The following is a 22,089-nucleotide window of genomic DNA, read 5'->3' as shown; positions in this document are numbered from 1 at the left end:
GCTTTATTTGCGTGTTACTACAGGATCTACCTCTGCGGTGATTTCCTTTGTATTTTCGTTTGAACCATTCGTCTTTTCTAATTTGTTTCCGGATACCGGCGTGGTATCCTTCACAAAGTCTGCTGCCTGCTGCATGCTTTGGGTGTGTTCGCCGGGTTCCGGTGTGTATTTGGCGAATTTTACCAGATCGGCCAGCTCGAGAATTTGCTGTAGCTCGCGCAGATTTTTATCCGAAAAATTAATATAGTACGCTGCCTGCATTATCTCCTGAGAGGTCATTTCGGGAGCCATAATATTAAATTGATCGTCGAGGTACTGTCTGACAATATCCGTAAGGCGCGAATGATATAGCTTAATCAGGCTTTTTTGCCATAGCTTTTCGTTGCGCAGCTTTTCGAGTTCCTCGAGTGCCCAACGGTGGGGAGGGACTTTTGGTTTGGGGCGGGCCAGAACAATAGGTTCTTTTTTCTTTCTTTTTTTATTAAAATAAATAAGACCAGCGGTGATAAGCAGCAAGGCCAATACCAGCAAAATCCAGGGGAACATTTCTGCAAAAGTCAGGGGCGCTCCAATGGGGCCTTTGATAGGTTTGATAGCTTGTTCAGTATCTACAGCCACCGTAAAAACAGTCAGCAGGAAAGGCTCCGTTTCTGCCATGGTATCCAACTCAGCGCCCACGGCAAAACCAATAGGAGGAATCACATAATATCCCGAGTCGAAAGCGGTGATGGTCAGCTTTTGATCGATGCGCAGCATTCCGTTGGCCATGCGCGTTGTGTCGACAGTTCCGCGGTTTACAATCTCGATGTCGGCGGTGAGCGTATCGGCAAAAACAGGCCACCGGAAAGGAGTGTTTTGCGGAAGCTGCAACTGCAGGTTGAAATCGACCTGGTCGCCGATGAGCATGCTGTTGGTATCCAGTGAAGCGCTTGCCACAGGCTGCTGAGCTTGCGCTGCCATCTGAAATACCAGCAGCAAAGCCAGTAGTATTTTATTAATATTTCTGTTCATCATTCTATTCATCATATCTATGCCACTGGTTGCTTAGGCTCGGGCTTCCCGTCGTTTGAAGAGTCCGAGAAGTTGCCTTACGTAATCCTGATCAGTTCGGATATTCGCTACATCTACACCGCTTTTCAAGAACACTCGGCGCAGGTATTTTTCATTTTCGATATGCCATTGCCGGTATTGTCGGCGCACCGAGCTGCTCGAAGTGTCAATCCAGCGGGTTTTGCCGGTCTCGGCATCTTTAAATTTTGTCAATCCTATGTCGGGTAGCTCCGTTTCGCGCTCATCAAATACGCGAATTGCAATCACGTCGTGTTTGTTGTTTGCAATTTGCAGTGCTTCATCAAAACCTTTATCCATAAAGTCGGAAAGCACAAAAGCGGTACATCGTTTTTTGATGGCATTAGTAAGATAACGCAGCGATTCCGAAACTTTGGTTTGCTGGTTTTCAGTTCTGAAATCTACCAACTCACGGATGATGCGCAGGATGTGGGTGCTGCCCTTTTTGGGTGGAATAAATTTCTCTATTTGATTACTAAAAAAGATCACCCCTACTTTATCATTATTTTGTATTGCCGAAAAGGCCAAAACAGCAGCTATCTCAGTGATCATGTCTTCTTTGAGCATGCCGCGGGTACCAAACTCATTGGAGCCGCTTACGTCGATGAGCAGCATAACGGTGAGTTCGCGTTCTTCTTCAAAAATCTTGATAAAAGGATGATTAAAACGCGCCGTCACATTCCAGTCGATGCTGCGTATGTCGTCGCCGTATTGATATTCGCGCACCTCGCTGAAAGCCATACCTCGCCCTTTAAAGGCACTGTGGTATTGTCCGGAAAATATCTGGTTGGACAATCCGCGTGTTTTTATCTCTATCTTTCTTACTTTTTTGAATATCTCCGATGCGTCCATAACCTGGTCTTAAATGATAGGCGGGAAAAAATGTAAACTTCGATTGCTGATTTTTCTCAACCGACTACGGCACCTCTATGGTGTTAAGGATTTCGTTGATGATGTCCTCGGAGGTAATATTTTCGGCTTCGGCTTCGTAGGTTAGGCCAATGCGGTGGCGCAGCACGTCGTGCGCTATGGCGCGAATATCCTCGGGAATCACATAGCCGCGTCGTTTGATAAAAGCAAGGGCTTTGGCAGCCAGCGCAAGATTTATCGAAGCACGGGGAGAAGCGCCGTAGTTGATCATGCCATCGAATTTTTCGAGTTTGTATTGCGATGGATAGCGCGTAGCAAAAACGATGTCGGTGATGTAGTTTTCAATTTTTTCGTCGAGATATACTTCGCGCGTCACGGCACGGGCACGCAGAATGCTCTCGGTACTCACCACTTTGTTGAGCGGAGCCCGGTGCAGACTGTTGTTTTGCCGCAGGATCATTTTCTCTTCTTCCTTTTGCGGATACGAGATTACCACCTTGAGCATAAACCTGTCCACCTGTGCCTCGGGTAGGGGATAGGTGCCCTCTTGTTCGATTGGGTTTTGGGTGGCCAATACCAGGAAAGGTTCGGGCAGCATGAAGGTGCTGTCGCCAATGGTAACCTGACGCTCCTGCATAGCTTCGAGCAGTGCGCTTTGTACTTTGGCAGGCGAGCGGTTGATCTCATCGGCCAGGATAAAGTTGCTGAAAATGGGCCCCTGACGAACTACAAATTCTTCATTTTTCTGGCTGTAGATTAGTGTGCCGATGAGGTCGGCAGGCAGCAGGTCGGGCGTAAACTGTATACGGCTAAAACCTGCATCGATGGCACCGGCCAGCGATTTTATTGCCAGCGTCTTGGCCAGACCGGGTACCCCTTCGAGCAGGATGTGTCCATCGGCAAGCAGCCCGATAAGCAGGCGCTCAAGCATGTGCTTTTGGCCTATTATCACCTTGCTGAGCTCCAAATTGATAAGGTCGATAAAGGAGCTTTCCTGTTGAATCTTTTCGTTGAGTTCTCTGATACTTGTTTCGATCATTTGATAGTCAATTTTTGTAGTAGGCAAAGATAACTCCAGCCTTTTTTTATAATTATTGGCTGAAGGTTAAAAGATGTTAATGGGACATGGATTGTAAAATAACACGCAGGAATCCAACGTGGTGAACGTTCGGATTTCATCGGTATAGCTAATAGATTTGTTTTTTAAAACAACAAAAACGGCAATGTGATGCAGTGCCGTTCTTATTGAGCTATCCTTTTCCGATACGCTCATTGGTATAATAAAGCGCTTACATCATGCTTGCGCAGTAGGCCCGCCCAGGTTGAAAGGCATGTCGGTATCGGCTTCTTTGATGGAGCCATGCATGCTCTCAAATTTCTTGATGTTCTCCTGCAATGCTCTCGCCAGTCGCTTGGCATGCTGCGGGGTGAGGATGATGCGCGATTTTACTTTTGCTTTGGGGATTCCCGGAAGCATTTTTATGAAATCTATAACAAACTCCGAGCGCGAATGCTGGATAATGGCCAGGTTGGCATAGATGCCTTCGGCTATATCTTCGGGGAGATCGATGTTGATTTGTCCTTTGTTAGGTTTATTTTGATCCATAGTATTTTGTTTTTTATTAAAAAAGAAAAACCAAAAGTAGAACACTTCTGGTTTTTCCTTTTTGTTATGATCATTAAAAATTATTTCACAGCCTGTTCGGTTTTTGCGTAGCGTGGATGAGTCAGCGTTTCGTACTCTTCTTTCGAGCCTACAATCAGGTCTTCATATTCTCTGAGCCCTGTGCCGGCAGGAATCTTATGTCCGACGATCACGTTTTCTTTCAATCCGTTAAGCGTATCACTTTTGGCCATGATAGCGGCGTTGGTGAGCACTTTGGTCGTTTCCTGGAAGGAAGCGGCAGAAATGAAGCTTGCTGTTTGCAGCGAGGCACGGGTGATTCCCTGCAGCACCTGACGTGCGGTAGAGGTCTGTGCATCGCGGGATTCAACCAGACGTTTGTCTTTACGCTTGAGCTGTGAGTTTTCGTCGCGTAGCTTTCGTGCAGAGACGATTTGGCCCGACTTGAACATGGTAGAATCGCCCGGATCGCCAACTACTTTTTTACCAAATATCCAATCATTTTCTTCCTGGAAGTCGATTTTGTTCACCAGTTCGTTTTCGAGGAATTTTGTATCGCCCGGGTCGTCCACCTCTACTTTACGCATCATCTGGCGTACGATAACCTCAAAGTGTTTGTCGTTAATTTTAACACCCTGCAAACGATAAACTTCCTGAATCTCAGTAACGATATACTCCTGCACTTTCATCGGGCCTTTGATAGCCAGAATGTCGGCTGGAGTAAGAGCGCCTTCTGAGAGCGGCGTGCCGGCTTTTACAAAGTCGTTCTCCTGTGCAAGTATCTGTTTTGTAGTGGGAACAAGATAGCTTTTCTCTTCGCCGGTTTTGGAGGTGATGATAATCTCCTTATTGCCACGTTTGAGTTTTTTGCCAAAAGATACCACACCGTCAATCTCCGATACTCTGGCCGGATCGGAAGGATTTCGTGCTTCGAAAAGCTCGGTAACACGTGGCAAACCACCGGTGATGTCGCCCGATTTGCCAATGGCACGTGGGATTTTCACCAACACGTCGCCGCGTTTTACTGTCTGGCCATCATCAACCGAAATGTGTGCTCCTACCGGGAGGTCGTAAACTTTAACTTCAACGTTTTCATCGTTCATTACGCTGATAGAAGGGTTTTTCATCTTCTGGCGCGATTCGACGATAACTTTTTCGTAGTAGCCGGTTTGTTCGTCAGATTCAATACGGAAAGTTTTGTTTTCGATCACATTGTTGAAAGCAAGTTTTCCGCCGAGTTCCGAAATGATTACGGCATTGTATGGGTCCCAAACGCAGATTACATCACCTTTTTTCACTTTGTCGCCAGCTTTGAAAAACAGGTTGGATCCGTAAGGAATGTTATGGGAAGCCAAAGAAATTCCTCTGGTTTCGTCGATAATCCGCATCTCAGCAGAGCGGCCTATGACTACCTGATATTCTTTGCCTTCGAAATTTTTGTAAGGTACACTTCTCAGCTCGTCGATTTGCAGGATGCCGTCGAAACGTGCTTCGATGCGCGATTGCGACGAAATGTTGCCGCCAGCTACACCACCCACGTGGAAAGTACGCAGGGTAAGCTGTGTTCCCGGTTCACCGATCGACTGTGCAGCTATAACGCCCACGGCCTCACCTTTTTGAACCATGCGTCCGGTAGCCAGATTTCGGCCATAACATTTGGTACATACACCTTGCTTTGATTCGCAGGTTAATACCGATCTGATTTCAAGCGATTCGATGGGCGACTCTTCTATCTGGAGGCTAAGCTCTTCGGTGAGCTGTTCGCCGGCAGAAATAATCAGTTGGTTGGTTTGTGGATGATAAACATCGTGGAGCGCGGTACGTCCCAGAATACGATCGTACAGGGTCTCGACTACCTCTTCGTTTTTCTTTAGTGTCGAAATAGTCAGTCCGCGCAAGGTTCCGCAATCTTCTTCGGAAATAATAACATCCTGAGCCACATCCACCAAACGACGGGTAAGATAACCGGCGTCAGCGGTTTTCAGCGCTGTGTCGGCCAAACCCTTACGAGCACCGTGCGTAGAGATAAAATATTCGAGTACCGTCAGGCCTTCTTTAAAGTTGGCGAGAATCGGGTTCTCGATGATTTCACCACCGCTCGCACCTGATTTCTGTGGTTTGGCCATCAGACCACGCATTCCAGACAGCTGACGAATCTGTTCCTTGCTGCCCCGCGCGCCGGAGTCGAGCATCATATACACTGGGTTAAAACCCTGCTGATCCTGGGCGAGTTGTTCCATCAGCGTACGTGTGAGTTTGCTGTTGGTATGAGTCCAGATGTCGATGATTTGGTTGTAACGTTCGTTATTTGTAATGAAACCATTGCTATAGTTCTGCAGCACTTCGTCCACCTCGGTATTGGCCTCAGCTATGAGCGTTCCTTTAATTTCAGGAATGATAACATCGCCCAGGTTGAAGGAGAGCCCGCCGCGGAAAGCCATCTTAAATCCAAGATTTTTTATATCGTCGAGGAATTTAGATGTGGTGGCAGTATCGGTTTTTTTCAGGATGTCGCCAATGATATCGCGAAGCGCTTTCTTAGTAAGCAGTTGGTTGATGTATCCATATTCTTCGGGCACCAACCGGTTAAAAAGTACACGTCCCACACTGGTTTCGGTGAGCACTTGCTTTATAGAGCCATCTTCCTGTTTGTAAGGAAGGCGTACGTGAATAATGGCATGTAAATCGACTTTTCCTTCATTGTGAGCAATGATAACTTCTTCGGGCGAATAAAATTTATAACCTTCGCCTTTGATGGGTAACTCGGGTGTGCTCTTTCTCGACTTAGTAATGTAGTAAAGCCCGAGTACCATGTCCTGCGAGGGCACCGTAATAGGGGCGCCGTTGGCGGGATTAAGAATGTTGTGCGAAGCCAGCATCAGGATTTGTGCTTCCAGAATGGCAGCATTTCCCAGCGGGACGTGCACAGCCATTTGGTCACCGTCGAAGTCAGCGTTGAACGCCGTACATGCCAGCGGGTGGAGCTGAATTGCTTTACCTTCGATTAGTTTGGGCTGGAAGGCCTGAATACCCAAACGGTGCAACGTAGGCGCACGGTTGAGCAATACAGGATGTCCTTTCAGAATATTTTCAAGAATATCCCAAACAACAGGGTCTTTGCGATCGACAATCTTTTTAGCAGATTTTACCGTTTTCACAATGCCGCGTTCGAGCATCTTGCGGATGATAAAAGGCTTGAATAGCTCCGAAGCCATGCCTTTGGGCAAACCACATTCGTTGAGTTTGAGTTCAGGACCCACTACGATTACCGAACGACCTGAATAGTCGACACGTTTGCCCAGCAGGTTTTGACGAAAACGTCCCTGCTTGCCTTTTAGGCTATCGCTAAGGGATTTAAGGGCGCGGTTCGATTCAGTTTTAACAGCATTTGCTTTGCGCGAATTATCAAACAACGAATCTACAGCTTCCTGAAGCATACGCTTTTCGTTGCGCATAATTACATCGGGCGCTTTTATCTCTATCAATCGCTTGAGGCGGTTGTTGCGGATAATCACACGTCGATACAGGTCGTTCAGGTCAGAGGTGGCAAAGCGTCCGCCATCGAGCGGTACCAATGGACGCAGTTCGGGTGGAATTACCGGCACTACTTTTACAATCATCCACTCGGGGCGGTTTTCGATGCGGTTGCGGGCATCTCTGAAAGCTTCTACCACTTGCAGGCGCTTTAAAGCATCGGCTTTACGCTGCTGCGAAGTTTCGGTGTTGGCTTTGTGCCGCAGGTCATAAGATAGCTCGTCAAGATCGATGCGCGCCAGCAAATCGTGCAATGCTTCAGCACCCATCTTGGCAATAAATTTATTGGGATCGCTGTCGTCGAGGTATTGGTTTTCGGGTGGAATAGTTTCCATGATATCGAAATACTCCTCCTCAGCAAGAAAGTCGAGATAGGCAATGCCATCGTCGGCTTTGATGCCAGGGTTGATCACCACATAACGCTCGTAATAAATAATGGTGTCGAGTTTTTTGGTTTGAAGTCCGAGCAGTGCTCCAATTTTGTTGGGCAACGAACGGAAGAACCAGATATGTGCAACGGGTACCACCAGTTGAATATGTCCGGTGCGTTCGCGGCGAACCTTTTTCTCGGTAACTTCCACGCCGCAACGGTCGCAAACGATTCCTTTGTAACGGATACGTTTATATTTTCCGCAATGGCACTCCCAGTCTTTTACAGGCCCGAAAATCCGCTCGCAAAACAAGCCGTCGCGTTCTGGCTTGTAAGTACGGTAGTTGATTGTCTCGGGCTTGAGCACTTCGCCATGCGAGCGCTCGAGTATCGTTTCCGGGGAGGCCAGGCTAATAGTTATTTGTGAAAATTCATTTTTAACAATTACACTATCTCTTCTAAAAGCCATTTATGGGTTGTATTTGAATGATTATTTAAAAACAAAATCTTTAAAGAAAACCCGAAGGTTTTTGGTCTTATCGTTAGTCGAACGAAATATTCAAACCGAGGCCACGAAGTTCGTGCACAAGCACGTTGAACGATTCGGGGATGCCTGGTTTGGGCATCGGATCGCCTTTTACGATTGCTTCGTAGGCTTTGGCTCTTCCGATTACGTCGTCTGACTTTACAGTAAGTATTTCTTGTAGGATGTTTGAAGCGCCATAGGCCTCAAGTGCCCACACCTCCATCTCACCAAAACGCTGGCCACCAAATTGTGCTTTACCTCCAAGAGGTTGCTGTGTGATAAGCGAATAAGGTCCGATGGAACGGGCGTGCATCTTGTCGTCGACCATGTGATGCAGCTTCAGCATATAGATGTAACCAACGGTGGCTGGCTGATGGAACCGTTCGCCGGTGCCGCCGTCGTAAAGGAATGTTTTGCCATTTTCGGGCAAACCGGCTTTTTCGAGATAATGGTTTATCTCTTCCACTTCGGCGCCATCAAAGATAGGTGTAGCAAAATTTAATCCGAGCTTCTTGCCGGCCCAACCCAGCACGGTTTCGTATATCTGCCCAAGGTTCATTCGGGAAGGCACGCCCAGCGGGTTGAGTACAATATCTACGGCTGTGCCGTCTTTGAGGAAAGGCATATCTTCTTCGCGTACTATCTTGGCAACGATACCTTTGTTACCGTGACGTCCGGCCATTTTATCGCCTACTTTGAGCTTGCGTTTTTTAGCAACGTAAACTTTGGCCATTTTTACAATGCCGTGGGGCAGATCGTCGCCAACGGTAGCTACAAATTTCTTACGGTTGAAAATACCGAGGAACTCTTTGTATTTGATCACATAATTATTGATCAACTGCGAGATAAGTGCATTTTTGTCTTTATCGGTGGTCCAGCGGTTGGGATTCACCGTAAGGTAATCGATGCCCTGCAACATTTTCTGCGTAAACTTTGATTTGCGCGGAATGATTTCCTCTCTGAAGTTGTTGTTAACGCCTTGCGAAACTTTGCCGCTGACCAGTATCATCAGTTTATCGACAAGTTTAATCTTGAGCTCAGCAGTGTCTTTCGTAAACTCTTTTTCGAGTTCGGCAATTTCGTCTTTCTCTTTGCCTTTCGATTTGCGATCTTTGATGATGCGTGAAAAGAGTTTCTTTTGGATAACCACACCCTGCATCGAAGGTGGCGCTTTGAGTGAAGCATCTTTCACGTCGCCGGCTTTGTCGCCAAAGATGGCGCGCAGCAGTTTTTCTTCGGGTGTGGGATCCGATTCTCCTTTTGGTGTAATTTTCCCGATAAGGATATCGCCTTCGTTTACTTCGGCGCCAATGCGGATCAAGCCATTTTCGTCAAGGTTTTTCGTAGCATCGGAGCTTACGTTGGGGATGTCGTTGGTAAGTTCTTCCACACCACGGCGGGTGTCGCGAACTTCGAGCACAAACTCTTCGATGTGTACTGAGGTAAAGATGTCTTCTTTTACAACCTTTTCGGAAATCACAATAGCATCCTCAAAGTTGTAACCTTTCCACGGCATAAATGCCACCATAAGATTGCGCCCCAGCGCCAGCTCGCCATTTTGCGTTCCATAACCTTCGCAAAGAGCCTGTCCTTTGTTAACCTTTTGTCCTTTTTTGACGATAGGACGCAGGTTGATTGAAGTATTCTGATTGGTACGCTGGAATTTGGTAAGCGTGTAAGTTTTCATGTCATCATCAAAACTTACCAGCTTTTCATTCTCCAGGCGGGTATAATGAATTGTAATTTCGTCGGCATCCACGTATTCTACAATACCGTCGCCTTCGGCCGTCAGTAGCACACGTGAGTCGCGGGCTACAGGTTTTTCTATGCCGGTTCCCACGATGGGAGCTTCGGCGCGCAACAAAGGCACTGCCTGCCGCATCATGTTCGATCCCATCAAAGCGCGGTTGGCATCGTCGTGCTCGAGGAAGGGGATAAGCGATGCTGCTACCGAGGCTATCTGGTTAGGAGCCATATCGATAAAGTCGACATTGATAGGCTCTTCGATAGGATAGTCGGCCTGGAAACGAACCTTCACTTTTTCGCGGATAAAGTTGCCCTTTTCGTCGATCAGTGAGTTGGCCTGAGCGATAATTTTGTTTTCCTCTTCTTCAGCGCTCAGATAGGTTTCTTCTTCGTCGATCTGCACTCTGCCTGCATCCACACGCTTGTAAGGTGTTTCGATAAAGCCAAGTTTGTTGATTTTAGCAAACACGCAAAGCGATGAAATCAAACCAATGTTTGGTCCTTCAGGGGTTTCGATGGTGCAAAGGCGCCCGTAGTGGGTATAATGCACGTCGCGTACCTCAAAGCCGGCTCTTTCGCGCGACAAACCGCCGGGTCCCAGTGCCGATACCCTGCGTTTGTGGGTGAGCTCGGAGAGCGGGTTGGTTTGATCCATAAATTGAGAAAGCGCATTGGTACCAAAAAATGAGTTGATTACCGATGACAACGTTTTGGCGTTGATCAGATCGGTGGGTGTAAATACCTCGTTATCGCGCACATTCATACGTTCACGAATGGTGCGAGACATGCGTGCCAGACCTACGCCAAATTGTGTAAAAAGCTGCTCGCCAACAGTACGTACACGGCGGTTGCTCAGGTGGTCGATATCGTCGATATCGCGTTTGGCGTTCACCATTTCGATCAGGTAAACGATGATGGAGATGATGTCTTCTTTGGTAAGTACCTTGGTTTCCATGGGCACGTTAAGATTCAGCTTTTTGTTGATTCTGTAGCGGCCAACATCACCCAGGTCGTAACGTTTGTCGGAGAAAAAGAGTCTATCGATAATACCACGTGCTGTTTCCTCATCGGGAGGCTCGGCGTTGCGCAACTGCCGATAGATAAATTCTACAGCTTCTTTTTCGGTATTGGTGGTGTCTTTTTGTAGTGTATTGAAAATAATCGAGTAGTCGATGTTATCGACCTCCTCTTTGTGAATGAGGATATTCTCGACACCTGACTCGATGATCTGGTCAATATGCTCCGCAGTAAGTATTGTTTCGCGGTCGATGATCACCTCGGTGCGTTCGATAGAAACTACTTCGCCTGTATCTTCGTCCACAAAGTCTTCTATCCAGCTACGGACTACACGTGCCGCAAGGCGCCGGTCGACAAATTTCTTGAGATTTGCTTTAGTTGCTTTTACTTCCTGTGCCAGGTCGAAAATTTCAAGGATGTCCTTGTCGCTTTCGAATCCGATGGCGCGGAGCAGGGTTGTAACGGGGAGTTTCTTTTTGCGGTCGATGTAAGCATACATCACCTGGTTGATGTCGGTTGTAAATTCCATCCAGGAACCTTTGAAGGGGATGATCCTTGCCGAGAAGAGCTGCGTGCCGTTGGCATGGAAGCTTGTTCCGAAGAAAGCTCCCGGGGAGCGATGCAGCTGCGACACTACCACACGTTCGGCACCATTGACGCAGAAGGTGCCGCGTGGAGTCATGTAAGGCATTTGTCCCAGGTACACATCCTGGATGATGGTTTCAAAGTCTTCGTGCTCAGGGTCGGTACAGTATAGCTTTAATTTTGCTTTAAGTGGTACGCTGTAGGTTAGTCCCCTTTCCATGCATTCTTCGATGGAATATCGTGGCGGGTCAACAAAATAATCCAAAAACTCGAGCACGAAGTTGTTGCGTGCATCAGTAATCGGAAAATTTTCGCTAAAAACTTTATAGAGACCCTCGTTCACCCGGTCATCAGGATTGGTTTCCAGTTGGAAGAAATCCTGAAATGATTTCAACTGTATGTCAAGAAAATCCGGATAGTGAGATTTTATTTTCGTTTTTGAGAAACTGATTCTTTCAGTATTTTCCTGAGCCAATGTCGTAAAGTTTTGGTTATGAATAAGATAAAATAAATAAAGAACAAGGCGGTGTAATACAAAGAAATATAGACTCTGCACAGCGCGGCTGGCAGAAGTCTATATCTCTTTTAAGCGTGCTTTAGAAGCTATTTGATTTCTACTTCGGCACCAACTTCTTCGAGCTGTGATTTTAGTGCTTCAGCTTCGTCTCTCGAAACACCTTCTTTGATGGGCTTTGGAGCAGCATCCACAAGTGCTTTTGATTCTTTAAGACCCAGGCTGGTCAATTCTTTAACCAGTTTTACTACTGCAAGTTTGCTCTGTCCGGCTGCTTTGATGATAACATCAAATTCGGTTTGTTCGGCTTCGCCTGCATCGGCTGCGGCTGCCGGGCCTGCTACTGCTACTGCTGCAGCTGCCGGCTCAATGCCGTACTCGTCTTTGAGAATCTGAGCAAGCTCATTTACTTCTTTTACCGTCAGATTGACTAATTGTTCTGCAAAAGATTTTAAATCTGCCATTTTATTGTTTGTTTTTAAAAGATTATTCGTGAAAACTAATTGTGTAATTTGAAAACTTGTTATACTTCTTTTTCTGAAAGTGTCTGGAGTATGCCCGAAATCTTGTGACCCCCTGACTGCAGTGCGCCAATAACATTTTTGACGGGTGATTGCAGCAGAGCAATGATCTCAGCAATAACTTCATTTTTGCTTTTAATGCTTTCCAGAGCGTCCAGTTGATGGTTGCCCAGGTAGGTGGATTCTTCAGCATATGCTCCTTTGAGCACTGGTTTGTCCGTTTTGTACTTTTTACGAAACTCTATGATAAGCTTTGCCGGAGCATTGCTAACTTCGGTAAACATTACCGAGGTGGTTCCTTTGAGTGTATCGAAAAGACCATGCAGGTCTTTATCAGATTTCTCCATGGCTTTGCGAAGCAGTGTGTTTTTCACCACCAACAGGTCGATTTTGCGGGTGTAGCAAAGTCTTCTCAATTCGCTGGTAACAGCAGAATTGAGGCCGCTGGTGCTGGTGATATAAAAATGAGATGCCTCGTTAAGCTTTTGTGATAACGCTTCTATCGTTTGATTTTTTTCCTCTCTGGTCATTTTAAATCTCCTTATTTTTAACGAATTCGGCGCTTACTGATTTAGGTTCAATCTGGATACCGTAGCTCATCGTACTCGACATGTAGATGCTTTTTACGTATGTGCCTTTGCTGGAAGTAGGTTTTAGTTTCAGCACGGTGGTGATAAGTGTACGCGCGTTTTCCACAATTTTCTGGTTGTCGAAAGATGACTTTGCAACCGAAGCATGGATGATGCCCGTTTTGTCTACTTTAAAATCTATCTTACCTGCTTTCACGTCGTTAACAGCTTTCTCGATGTCCATTGTCACGGTACCCGTTTTTGGATTGGGCATCAGACCTCGGGGTCCGAGGATACGGCCTAACGGGCCAACTTTGGGCATTACGTTAGGTGTGGTAATGATAACATCGACGTCAGTCCAGCCGCCTTTAATTTTCTCGACATACTCGTCGAGACCATAGTAATCGGCACCGGCTGCTTTGGCTTCTTCTTCCTTATCGGGCGAACAAAGCACAAGCACGCGCATGGTTTTTCCGGTTCCGTGTGGCAGGGTTACCGAGCCACGAACCATTTGGTTGGCCTTACGCGGGTCGACACCCAGACGGATGTCCAGGTCGATGGATGCGTCAAACTTGGTCAGGGTAATATCCTTGACGGTTTGCACTGCATCCGCGAGAGCGTATGTAGCACTTCTATCGATTTTCGCCAATGCTTCTCTACGTTTTTTTGTCAGTTTTGCCATTTTTTTAAAATGTTACTTAAATTTTTAAATGCTCGTAGATTTCACTGTTAGTTGCTGAAGGGTGCATTACCTTTAACAGTAATGCCCATGCTGCGGGCAGTACCCGCAACCATGCGCATTGCCGAGTCGGATGTAAAACAATTGAGGTCTTTCATCTTCAATTCGGCGATGGTTTGCACCTGCTCCCAGGTTACCGCTGCAACCTTTTTACGGTTGGATTCGGCGGAGCCTTTTTTCTGCTTCGATGCTTCTAACAGTTGAACTGCAACCGGCGGAGATTTTATGATGAAATCAAAAGATTTGTCCCTGTAGACGGTGATGATCACGGGCAATATTTTGCCGGCTTGATCTTGCGTACGTCCGTTGAACTGCTTGCAAAATTCCATAATATTCACCCCTTTGGCTCCTAATGCAGGACCTACCGGAGGTGATGGATTTGCTGCGCCACCTTTGATTTGCAGTTTGATTAATCCGCTAACTTCTTTTGCCATTTTATCGTTCTACTTAATTAGATGTGCCGGATGCAACAGCTTGTTGCTCCGGTTAATGAGTTTGAAAATTCTATTCTTTCTCTACCTGCATAAATCCCAGTTCAAGCGGTGTTTTACGCCCGAAGATCTTCACCATCACTTTCAGTTTCTTCTTCTCTTCGTTAATCTCTTCGATCATTCCACTAAAACTATTAAAAGGTCCATCAATAACGGTAACGGATTCACCAACAATAAACGGCACGTTGACTTCCTCGCCTAGTTCGGCCAGTTCGTCAACTTTTCCGAGTATTCTTTTCACTTCCGACTCGCGCATCGGATCAGCTTCACCGCGCGTGCCCAGAAATCCCAGAACATCAGGTACGTTTTTTACAATATGAGGCACTTCGCCTATTAGGGCGGCCTCTATCAAAACGTACCCAGGGAAAAAGTTGCGTTCCTTGCTGATTTTTTTACCTTTCCGTACCTGATAAACTTTCTCAGTAGGAATGAGTACCTGCGAGATGTAATCCTGGAGGTTAAGACGATTGATCTCGCTTTCGAGATACTCTTTCACCTTCTTTTCTTTCCCAGAAATCGCTCTTATAACGTACCATTTTTTCTCGTGATTACTCATACCAAAGGTTTACTTAAGGTTTGTAAAAGAATAAAGTAACCTGTCGGCCACATTTGTACCCGGCTGTAACTAAAGCCAGGTATAAAAACCTTTAAGCAGGCTGCTGAATGCAATATCCATCAGATAAACGACAAATGCGATTATCAGGGAAGCAATGGATACTACCACAGCGCTACTCTGCAGTTCACTCCATGAAGGCCAGGAAACTTTGTGTAACAGCTCATCATAACTTTCCTTGGCGTAATTTATTATTTTCAATTTTGCCATTGTTCTTACTTAAAATGTAATTGGCACGGGTGGTAGGAATCGAACCCACAGCCTATGGTTTTGGAGACCATCGCTCTACCAATTGAGCTACACCCGTATCATGTGTGTTTTAACAAAAGGAGTTCCGGAAGTAATAATTCTTACTCCGGAACGCCTTTGTATTTATAACCAAACACCTATTAAAATTATTCAAGAATCTCGGTTACCTGACCAGCGCCCACGGTACGTCCGCCTTCGCGGATAGCGAAACGTAGGTTCTTGCTCATAGCGATTTCCGCAATGAGTTCAACCTCGATTGTAAGGTTATCTCCGGGCATCACCATTTCTACGCCCTCGGGCATCGTGATCTCACCAGTAACGTCGGTAGTTCTGAAATAAAACTGAGGACGATATTTGTTGTGGAAAGGAGTATGACGTCCACCTTCTTCTTTCTTCAGAATATAAACCTCTGCTTTAAATTTTTTGTGTGGTTTAACTGAACCGGGGGCAGCAATAACCATCCCACGGGTAATTTGTGTTTTTTCAATACCACGCAACAGCAAACCAGCATTGTCGCCAGCTTGTCCCCGGTCGAGAATTTTGCGGAACATTTCAACACCGGTAACAACACTCTTAAGTTTTGCGGCACCCATTCCAATGATATCAACAGGATTGCCTGTGTTGATGATGCCGGTTTCGATACGACCGGTAGCAACGGTGCCACGTCCGGTGATAGAGAAAACGTCCTCAACAGGCATCAGGAATGGTTTGTCCTGATCGCGTTCTGGCAATGGAATCCAATCGTCACAAGCTGCCATCAGTTCCATTACTTTTTCAATCCATTGTGGCTCTTTGTTCAAAGCACCAAGTGCAGAACCCTGGATAACTGGTGTGTTGTCGCCATCGAATTCGTAGAAGCTCAGCAGGTCGCGGATTTCCATCTCAACGAGCTCCAGGAGTTCTTCGTCATCTACCAGGTCGACTTTGTTCATAAAAACAACCAGTCTGGGAACGCCTACCTGACGTGCCAGCAGGATGTGCTCGCGCGTTTGGGGCATAGGGCCGTCAGTAGCAGCTACTACAATGATAGCACCGTCCATCTGGGCAGCACCCGTAACCATGTTCTTCACATAGTCAGCGTGGCCGGGGCAGTCGACGTGTGCGTAGTGTCTGTTTTCAGTCTGATATTCGATGTGCGCAGTATTAATGGTAATACCTCTTTCTTTTTCTTCAGGAGCGTTGTCGATCGAGTCGAAAGTTGCGAAAGTGGCCAGACCTTTATCTGCTAAGGTTTGTGTGATGGCGGCTGTCAAGGTGGTCTTTCCGTGGTCGACATGCCCAATGGTTCCAATGTTCACGTGTGGTTTGGAACGATCAAATTTTTCTTTTGCCATTTTAAAAGTTATTTAATTAGGTGTTACAAAAAGGTTATTAAATTTAATTTAGAGCCAATGATGAGATTTGAACTCATGACCCCTTCCTTACCAAGGAAGTGCTCTACCCCTGAGCTACATCGGCTAATATGTAGAGCGGAAGACGGGTCTCGAACCCGCTACCTACAGCTTGGAAGGCTGTCGCTCTACCAAATGAGCTACTTCCGCAATAGCATCTCATAAAAAAGGATTCCGTATTACTGAAATCCTTCCGTATGCCTTTTGTTTACAATACGTGATGAACTCTGCACTATTAATAATATGGTGGGGAGGGGAGGATTCGAACCTCCGAAGGCTTCGCCAACAGATTTACAGTCTGCCCCATTTGACCGCTCTGGTACCTCCCCATATTATTATTTACTCCAACTTTTTGGTGGAGCCGATGGACGGACTCGAACCGCCGGCCGGCTGATTACAAATCAGCTGCTCTACCAACTGAGCTACATCGGCCTGTAAACATGATGATTAAAGAACTAAATAATGCTGTTAGGTTAATAAAAAACAGCCCTTTATTTTAAAAAGGACTGCAAAAGTATAATAGTATTTTGAATTACCAAAACTTTTCTTTCGGCAAAGTGAAGAAAATTAAACTTTTCTCACTTTTTCCTTGTGCCTGATGAGTTGTTTGCGCAAGGCATCAACGGCTCCATCGGTGGCTTCTTCAAAGGATCTGCTCTGCTTGCTGGCATACAAATCGTTGCCTGGAATGGCTAATTTTATTTCTGCAATTTTATTTTCCCCTCCTTCGATGTTGGCCAGCTTCAAGGCAATTTCGGCTGCTAATACCCCATCGTAGTATTGCGCGAGTTTCGAGACTTTTTCGTTGATAAAATCATCCAGCTTTTTGTCTGTTTTGAAATGAATTGAGCGAATGTCTATTTGCATAATGTACCTCCTTTAAAATTAGGCTCGTGGATGAGCGTGTTTGTAAATACTTTTTATTTTATCAATAGTAGTGTGTGTGTAAACTTGTGTAGCTGCCAGGTTTGCATGTCCCAGCAGGTCTTTTACAGCATTTAGTTCAGCACCATGGTTCATCAGTGCTGTTGCAAAGCTATGCCTCAGCATGTGAGGGCTTTTGCGGTGATTCGTAGACACCAGTGTCAAATGATTGTGAACAACACGATAAACCATCCGAGGATAGATATCATTGCCCTTAATGGTAGTGAAGAGCGCTGTTTGCGCAGCGTCTGTGTTTTGTAAAGCTTTATCGCGGAGTGGCAGATAGTTTTGCAAGCTGGTTGCCAGCCGTCCGACAACGGGAACCATCCGCTGCTTGTTACCTTTTCCGTTGATCTTTATCAGTTTTCGATTCAGGTCGATGTCGTTCACGGTAATTGCTGTTAGTTCTGATACACGAATGCCGGTTAAGTAAAGTGTTTCGATGATTAATTTATTGCGCATAGCAGCGAATCCTTCGCCAAAATTAACGTCGTTTAACAAAATCTCCATATCAGTTTCTTTGATGAAACCAGGAAGGTCTTTGGAGGTTTTTGGTGCTGTAACTTTTAACATCGGATTGGCAGCGATAAGCTCCCGGCTGAGTAAGAATTTGTAAAATTTTTTTAGCGCAGCAATTTTGCGATTGATGGTTCGGGGGGTGTCACCAGCTTCAAGCAATGAAACTAACCAGGCACGAATCAGGTGGTGGTTAGCCTTTGCGGGATCAGTGATTTGGTAAAAGGAAGATAAAAAGTCTTGGAACTGCCCCAAATCGCTGCTATAGGCTTTGATGGTATGGGCAGAGTACCTTTTATTATTAGAAGCCAGATATTTGATAAAAGTGTGCAGCATGAAAATAAAACAGGTAAACTTTCGTCCAAAGATACGATTAAATTATCGACCCGAACAAAAACTTACCTGTTTATTTCTATCGAAAAATTATGGTGGGCTGGCTATGCGTCTTCAGCGTCACGCAGTTGCTGGATATAGATAGCTTTCATGCGCGCCTGACGTTTTTTTATGGAAGGTTTTGTGAATTTTTGGCGTTCTCTTACTTCTTTAACTACGCCAGTTTTCTCAAATTTTCTCTTGTACTTCTTGAGCGCTCTTTCTATGTTTTCGCCCTCTTTTACAGGAACAATAATCATAATTATTTACCTCTGTTTTAAAAGATTTATTATTAGTTACTTATCAATTCGAAGCTTAAATCGGGGCGCAAAGGTATACAGATGTTTTTGTTTACCAAAATTATTTTTAATAAAAAAAGCTGCCCCTTGGTTGGAACAGCTTTGTGATGGGCATTATGGTGCCATAATTATTTTTTCAAATCAGGAATTCTTCCGGGTGTTGGGGGCACTTCATATTGTCCCATTTTCTGCTCAAGAATTTTAATACGGCTGTCGAGGGCTTTAATCGCATCAACAACTCCCGGTACTTCTTCCATTAATATCTGGTACTGTGTAAGATGTGTTTTTGTTGGCGCCGAAGTAGATGCGTAGTGCGACCAACCGATAACGCCATAACGCTGGTTGAGCGAAACCTCTGTCGGTGGTGTTTCTTCCGAGCTTGGTCCAGTTTGTACTCCGTTAAATCGAACTTCGAGATCATTTAGTTCGTTTGCAATGTCGCGCGCTACTGTGCTAAGATCTTTGGGGACTCCCGGCGTGTTGTGTAACGCCTGGCGTATTGACTCTGTTTTATTAATCAAATCGCCAAGATAGTTTTCGGCTCCGCTCAGGGTTCTCCCAAGCTCAGCTACGTTGTCCTGATAGGTTACCAAACCAGCGATGTCGTCGGCAGGTAAAGTAGTGTTGTCGAGCATTTTCACAGTAAAAGCAACCGGGGCGGCCAACGGCGTTATTTCACCATCATGGTCAAGCGCCAGCTCCACAGTGTATTTTCCGGGCATTACCATCATGCCTGAGTTACCATCTTTTTTAGGATCAAACTTTTTGTCGCGCAGATTTATCGGGTATTTGCCCTGATAACGTAAATTCCAGGTGAGCCGGTTGATCCCTTTTGATGGCGATTTATAGAGGTTTCTTATCGTTTTTCCCTGCTGGTCTTTTATTGTAAAAACTAGAACCGGCGGCAGCTCGCGCTCTTCTTCGCGCATTTGCTCTATGGATGGCTGCGGAATTGGCTTGCTATCTTTAAATAACCTCTTCTCCTCTTTGAGCCGTTTTTGTTTTGTGGTTTCCGGTACTTCTTTAATATAATAGGTAAAGGTGGCGCCAAAATCAGGATTGCCAGCCGAGAAATAGGTGGAGCCTTGTCCGTAGCGGCCACCTTCCTGTATGTAAAGTAATGCATCTTTTACCGGGAAGAGTTTTGCCTGGTTTTCCAAAGTGTCTTTGCTGATCTGACGCAGTGCGGAATAATCGTCCAAAACATAAAAACCGCGACCAAAAGTAGCTGCAACCAGATCGCCTTCGCGTTCCTGAATAGCCAGATCATAAACCGCTACATCGGGAATGCCCGACGTGAGTTGTGTCCAGGTTGCACCGCCATCGATCGTGAAAAACACACTGAACTCTGTACCGACAAAAAGCAATTCCGGCACTTTGTAATCCTGTTCGATGGTGTGTATCGTTTCGTCTTCGGGCAGGTTGCCGGCAATGGATGCCCAGGTGGCGCCTTTGTCGTTGCTGCGCAGTAGGTAGGGCTTGAAGTCGTCGCTCTTGATGTTGTCAAAGGAGGCATACACCACATTTTCGTTGAAGCGCGAAGGCATGATGTCGCTCACGTAAGTAAATTCCGGTACGCCCGGGAAGGAGGTGATTTTTCGCCAGTTTTTGCCAGCATCTTCAGTTACCTGAATCACACCATCGTCGCTGCCAACGTAGAGCAGATCTTCTTTTACAGGCGATTCGGCCAGCGAAACGATGGTTCCCCACAGCGATGTTGACATATCTTTGGCTACTGCATTGGAAGGCCAGTATTTGCCCATTACACTAAATTGGTTGCGGTCTTCGTCTCGCGTAAGGTCGTCGCTGATTACCTGCCAGCTGTTGCCACGATCGTCGCTGCGAAACACTTTGTTGGCAGCAATGTAAAGTCGGGTGCCTGAGTGGGGGCTGAGGAAAAATGGGGCGTTCCAGTTCCAGCGATAGGTAAGCTCATCTTTGCCAGGTTCTGGTTTTATGTCGATGCGTTGGCCGGATTTTTTATCATATCTGTAAATATTTCCATATTGATAAGCCGAATAAACAATGTTTGGATTGCCAGGCTCAATGGCCTGGAAGAAGCCGTCGCCACCAAGTGTTACGATCCACTCGTCGTTGGTAACGCCCTGTGACTTGGTGTTGCGCGAAGGGCCTCCTACGCTGTTGTTATCCTGCGTGCCGCCATAAACCCAGTAGAAAGGTTCGCTGCCGTCGAGGGTGACGCGGTAAAACTGGGTTACAGGCAGGTTACTTTTAAAAATAAAATTACTACCATTATCGTACGATTCGTAAATGCCGCCATCGCCGCCAATCATAAAATGGTCAGTATCCTGCGGGTCGATCCACATGGCGTGATCATCCACATGACGACCTTTATTACCAACAGATTTCCATGTTTTACCACCGTCGACAGTAACTTTCGTTATTGTTTCGAGCGAATACACTTTTTCGGGGTCTTTAGGGTCGGCAACGATTTCATTATAGTATTGTCCGCTGGAATGGTAGCTGCTGCGTTTTTGCCAGGAGGCGCCGCCGTTGGTAGTTCTGAAGAAGCCACCTTTGTCGTCCTGGGCTTCCATGATGAGGTACAGATAATCAGGGTTGGCAGGTGAAATGGCCATCCCCATGCCGCCGATGTGTACGCCAGGCAATCCTTTCATGATCTTGTTCCAGGTTTCACCACCGTCGGTCGATTTGTAAACTGCTGACTCAGGGCCACCACCAATCTTGGTGTACACATGGCGCCGACGTTGTTCGGAGGTAGCATACAAAATATCGGGATTACGCGGATCCATTACAATATCATTCACGCCGGTATTCTCGCTTATCTCAAGCACCTTATTCCAGTTTTTGCCACCATCAGTAGTTTTATAAAGACCACGTTCGCCGCCCGATCCCCAGGCCGAACCTTCTGCAGCTACAAAAACAATTTCAGGGTTGGTGGGATGGATCACAATTTTTCCAATTTGCCGCGACGCCTCCAGCCCCATGTGTTCCCAGGAGCTGCCGCCATCGGCTGATTTATAAACGCCATTACCATAGCCCAGCGCCCGCTGGTGATTGTTTTCGCCGGTGCCAAGCCATATCAGGTTGTGATTGGAGGGAGCCATGGTTACAACGCCCATCGAGTAGGCTTTGTGGTTATCGAATATGGGACTGAAAGTAGTGCCGTTGTTGGTAGTTTTCCAAACATGCCCCGAAGCCACGGCAACATAATACTCGCTGTGATTGTCAGGATTTACAGCGAAATCGGCAATACGTCCGGAGGTGAACGCCGGTCCGATGCTTCGCCATTTTAAACCTGAAAACACCGACGATTTCAAGGTGTCGGCAGCCTCATTTTTGTCTTTGTTCTTTTTGGCAATTAAATCTGCCGAACCAAACAGAAAGCAAATCATCAGTAGGATTATGCCTGTGTGGTGGAGCAATGAGCGATGTGGGTGATTGGAGTGACGCGATAGATACATAGTTCAAATTTTTGGTTGATGAATAAAAATTTTTGAGGAGCCAAAGATAATTTTAAAAACCTCAATTGGGAATGGTTTGTACCCAGTTTATTTAGAAATTGTAAG

The 22,089-nt window shown here is 46.1% G+C and carries 17 protein-coding genes and 5 tRNA genes; all 22 read right to left on the bottom strand.

What is annotated here, in order from left to right; genetic code table 11:
• Positions 1 to 3 precede the first annotated feature (3 nt).
• The gene (locus VFC92_13410; protein HZK09175.1) at positions 4 to 1,026 is read right to left on the bottom strand and encodes a hypothetical protein; all 1,023 of its coding nucleotides are present in this window, start codon (positions 1,024 to 1,026) and stop codon (positions 4 to 6) included.
• Positions 1,027 to 1,044: 18 nt separating this feature from the next.
• Positions 1,045 to 1,920, bottom strand: a complete 876-nt coding sequence (locus VFC92_13405) for a DUF58 domain-containing protein (GenBank protein ID HZK09174.1) — start codon at positions 1,918 to 1,920, stop codon at positions 1,045 to 1,047.
• A gap of 64 nt (positions 1,921 to 1,984) precedes the next feature.
• Positions 1,985 to 2,977 carry an AAA family ATPase gene (locus tag VFC92_13400; protein ID HZK09173.1) on the bottom strand — a complete coding sequence of 331 codons (993 nt, stop codon included), beginning with the start codon at positions 2,975 to 2,977 and terminating at the stop codon, positions 1,985 to 1,987.
• 255 nt (positions 2,978 to 3,232) lie between these two features.
• Positions 3,233 to 3,544 carry a DUF3467 domain-containing protein gene (locus VFC92_13395; GenBank protein ID HZK09172.1) on the bottom strand — a complete coding sequence of 104 codons (312 nt, stop codon included), beginning with the start codon at positions 3,542 to 3,544 and terminating at the stop codon, positions 3,233 to 3,235.
• 80 nt (positions 3,545 to 3,624) lie between these two features.
• Positions 3,625 to 7,935: a DNA-directed RNA polymerase subunit beta' gene (gene rpoC / locus VFC92_13390; protein HZK09171.1), complete on the bottom strand. Its 4,311-nt coding sequence runs from the start codon at positions 7,933 to 7,935 to the stop codon at positions 3,625 to 3,627.
• 73 nt (positions 7,936 to 8,008) lie between these two features.
• Entirely contained in the window at positions 8,009 to 11,815 is a 3,807-nt protein-coding gene (rpoB, locus tag VFC92_13385; GenBank protein ID HZK09170.1) for a DNA-directed RNA polymerase subunit beta, read from the bottom strand.
• A gap of 128 nt (positions 11,816 to 11,943) precedes the next feature.
• Positions 11,944 to 12,318, bottom strand: coding sequence for a 50S ribosomal protein L7/L12 (gene rplL / locus VFC92_13380; GenBank protein ID HZK09169.1), 375 nt, complete (start codon positions 12,316 to 12,318; stop codon positions 11,944 to 11,946).
• Positions 12,319 to 12,377: 59 nt separating this feature from the next.
• Positions 12,378 to 12,905: a 50S ribosomal protein L10 gene (gene rplJ, locus VFC92_13375; GenBank protein ID HZK09168.1), complete on the bottom strand. Its 528-nt coding sequence runs from the start codon at positions 12,903 to 12,905 to the stop codon at positions 12,378 to 12,380.
• Position 12,906: 1 nt separating this feature from the next.
• On the bottom strand, positions 12,907 to 13,626 hold the full coding sequence (rplA, locus tag VFC92_13370) for a 50S ribosomal protein L1 (GenBank protein ID HZK09167.1): 720 nt from the start codon (positions 13,624 to 13,626) through the stop codon (positions 12,907 to 12,909).
• Positions 13,627 to 13,673: 47 nt separating this feature from the next.
• Positions 13,674 to 14,117, bottom strand: a complete 444-nt coding sequence (gene rplK / locus VFC92_13365; protein HZK09166.1) for a 50S ribosomal protein L11 — start codon at positions 14,115 to 14,117, stop codon at positions 13,674 to 13,676.
• A gap of 70 nt (positions 14,118 to 14,187) precedes the next feature.
• Complete coding sequence (nusG, locus tag VFC92_13360) at positions 14,188 to 14,730, bottom strand: transcription termination/antitermination protein NusG (protein HZK09165.1); 543 nt, start codon at positions 14,728 to 14,730, stop codon at positions 14,188 to 14,190.
• Positions 14,731 to 14,799: 69 nt separating this feature from the next.
• A complete protein-coding gene (gene secE / locus VFC92_13355) occupies positions 14,800 to 14,997 on the bottom strand; it encodes a preprotein translocase subunit SecE (GenBank protein ID HZK09164.1) in 198 nt (65 codons plus the stop codon).
• Positions 14,998 to 15,018: 21 nt separating this feature from the next.
• Positions 15,019 to 15,094 (bottom strand) — tRNA-Trp (locus VFC92_13350).
• Positions 15,095 to 15,182: 88 nt separating this feature from the next.
• Positions 15,183 to 16,370, bottom strand: coding sequence for an elongation factor Tu (gene tuf, locus VFC92_13345; protein ID HZK09163.1), 1,188 nt, complete (start codon positions 16,368 to 16,370; stop codon positions 15,183 to 15,185).
• Between the two features lie 52 nt (positions 16,371 to 16,422).
• A tRNA-Thr gene (locus VFC92_13340) sits at positions 16,423 to 16,494 on the bottom strand.
• Between the two features lie 10 nt (positions 16,495 to 16,504).
• Positions 16,505 to 16,577: transfer RNA gene (locus VFC92_13335), tRNA-Gly, on the bottom strand.
• 94 nt (positions 16,578 to 16,671) lie between these two features.
• Positions 16,672 to 16,756 (bottom strand) — tRNA-Tyr (locus VFC92_13330).
• Between the two features lie 27 nt (positions 16,757 to 16,783).
• Positions 16,784 to 16,859 (bottom strand) — tRNA-Thr (locus tag VFC92_13325).
• Positions 16,860 to 16,994: 135 nt separating this feature from the next.
• On the bottom strand, positions 16,995 to 17,294 hold the full coding sequence (gene raiA / locus VFC92_13320) for a ribosome-associated translation inhibitor RaiA (GenBank protein HZK09162.1): 300 nt from the start codon (positions 17,292 to 17,294) through the stop codon (positions 16,995 to 16,997).
• Positions 17,295 to 17,312: 18 nt separating this feature from the next.
• Entirely contained in the window at positions 17,313 to 18,203 is an 891-nt protein-coding gene (locus VFC92_13315) for a tyrosine-type recombinase/integrase (protein ID HZK09161.1), read from the bottom strand.
• A 101-nt stretch (positions 18,204 to 18,304) separates the two neighbouring features.
• Positions 18,305 to 18,499, bottom strand: a complete 195-nt coding sequence (gene rpsU, locus VFC92_13310; protein HZK09160.1) for a 30S ribosomal protein S21 — start codon at positions 18,497 to 18,499, stop codon at positions 18,305 to 18,307.
• 167 nt (positions 18,500 to 18,666) lie between these two features.
• Positions 18,667 to 21,984, bottom strand: a complete 3,318-nt coding sequence (locus VFC92_13305; GenBank protein ID HZK09159.1) for a hypothetical protein — start codon at positions 21,982 to 21,984, stop codon at positions 18,667 to 18,669.
• Positions 21,985 to 22,089: the final 105 nt, after the last annotated feature.

This window comes from Bacteroidales bacterium, assembly GCA_035647615.1.
Classification (GTDB): domain Bacteria; phylum Bacteroidota; class Bacteroidia; order Bacteroidales; family 4484-276; genus SABY01.
The sequence above is the reverse complement of the archived record's forward strand: the minus strand, read 5'-3'. Positions and strand labels throughout refer to the sequence as shown.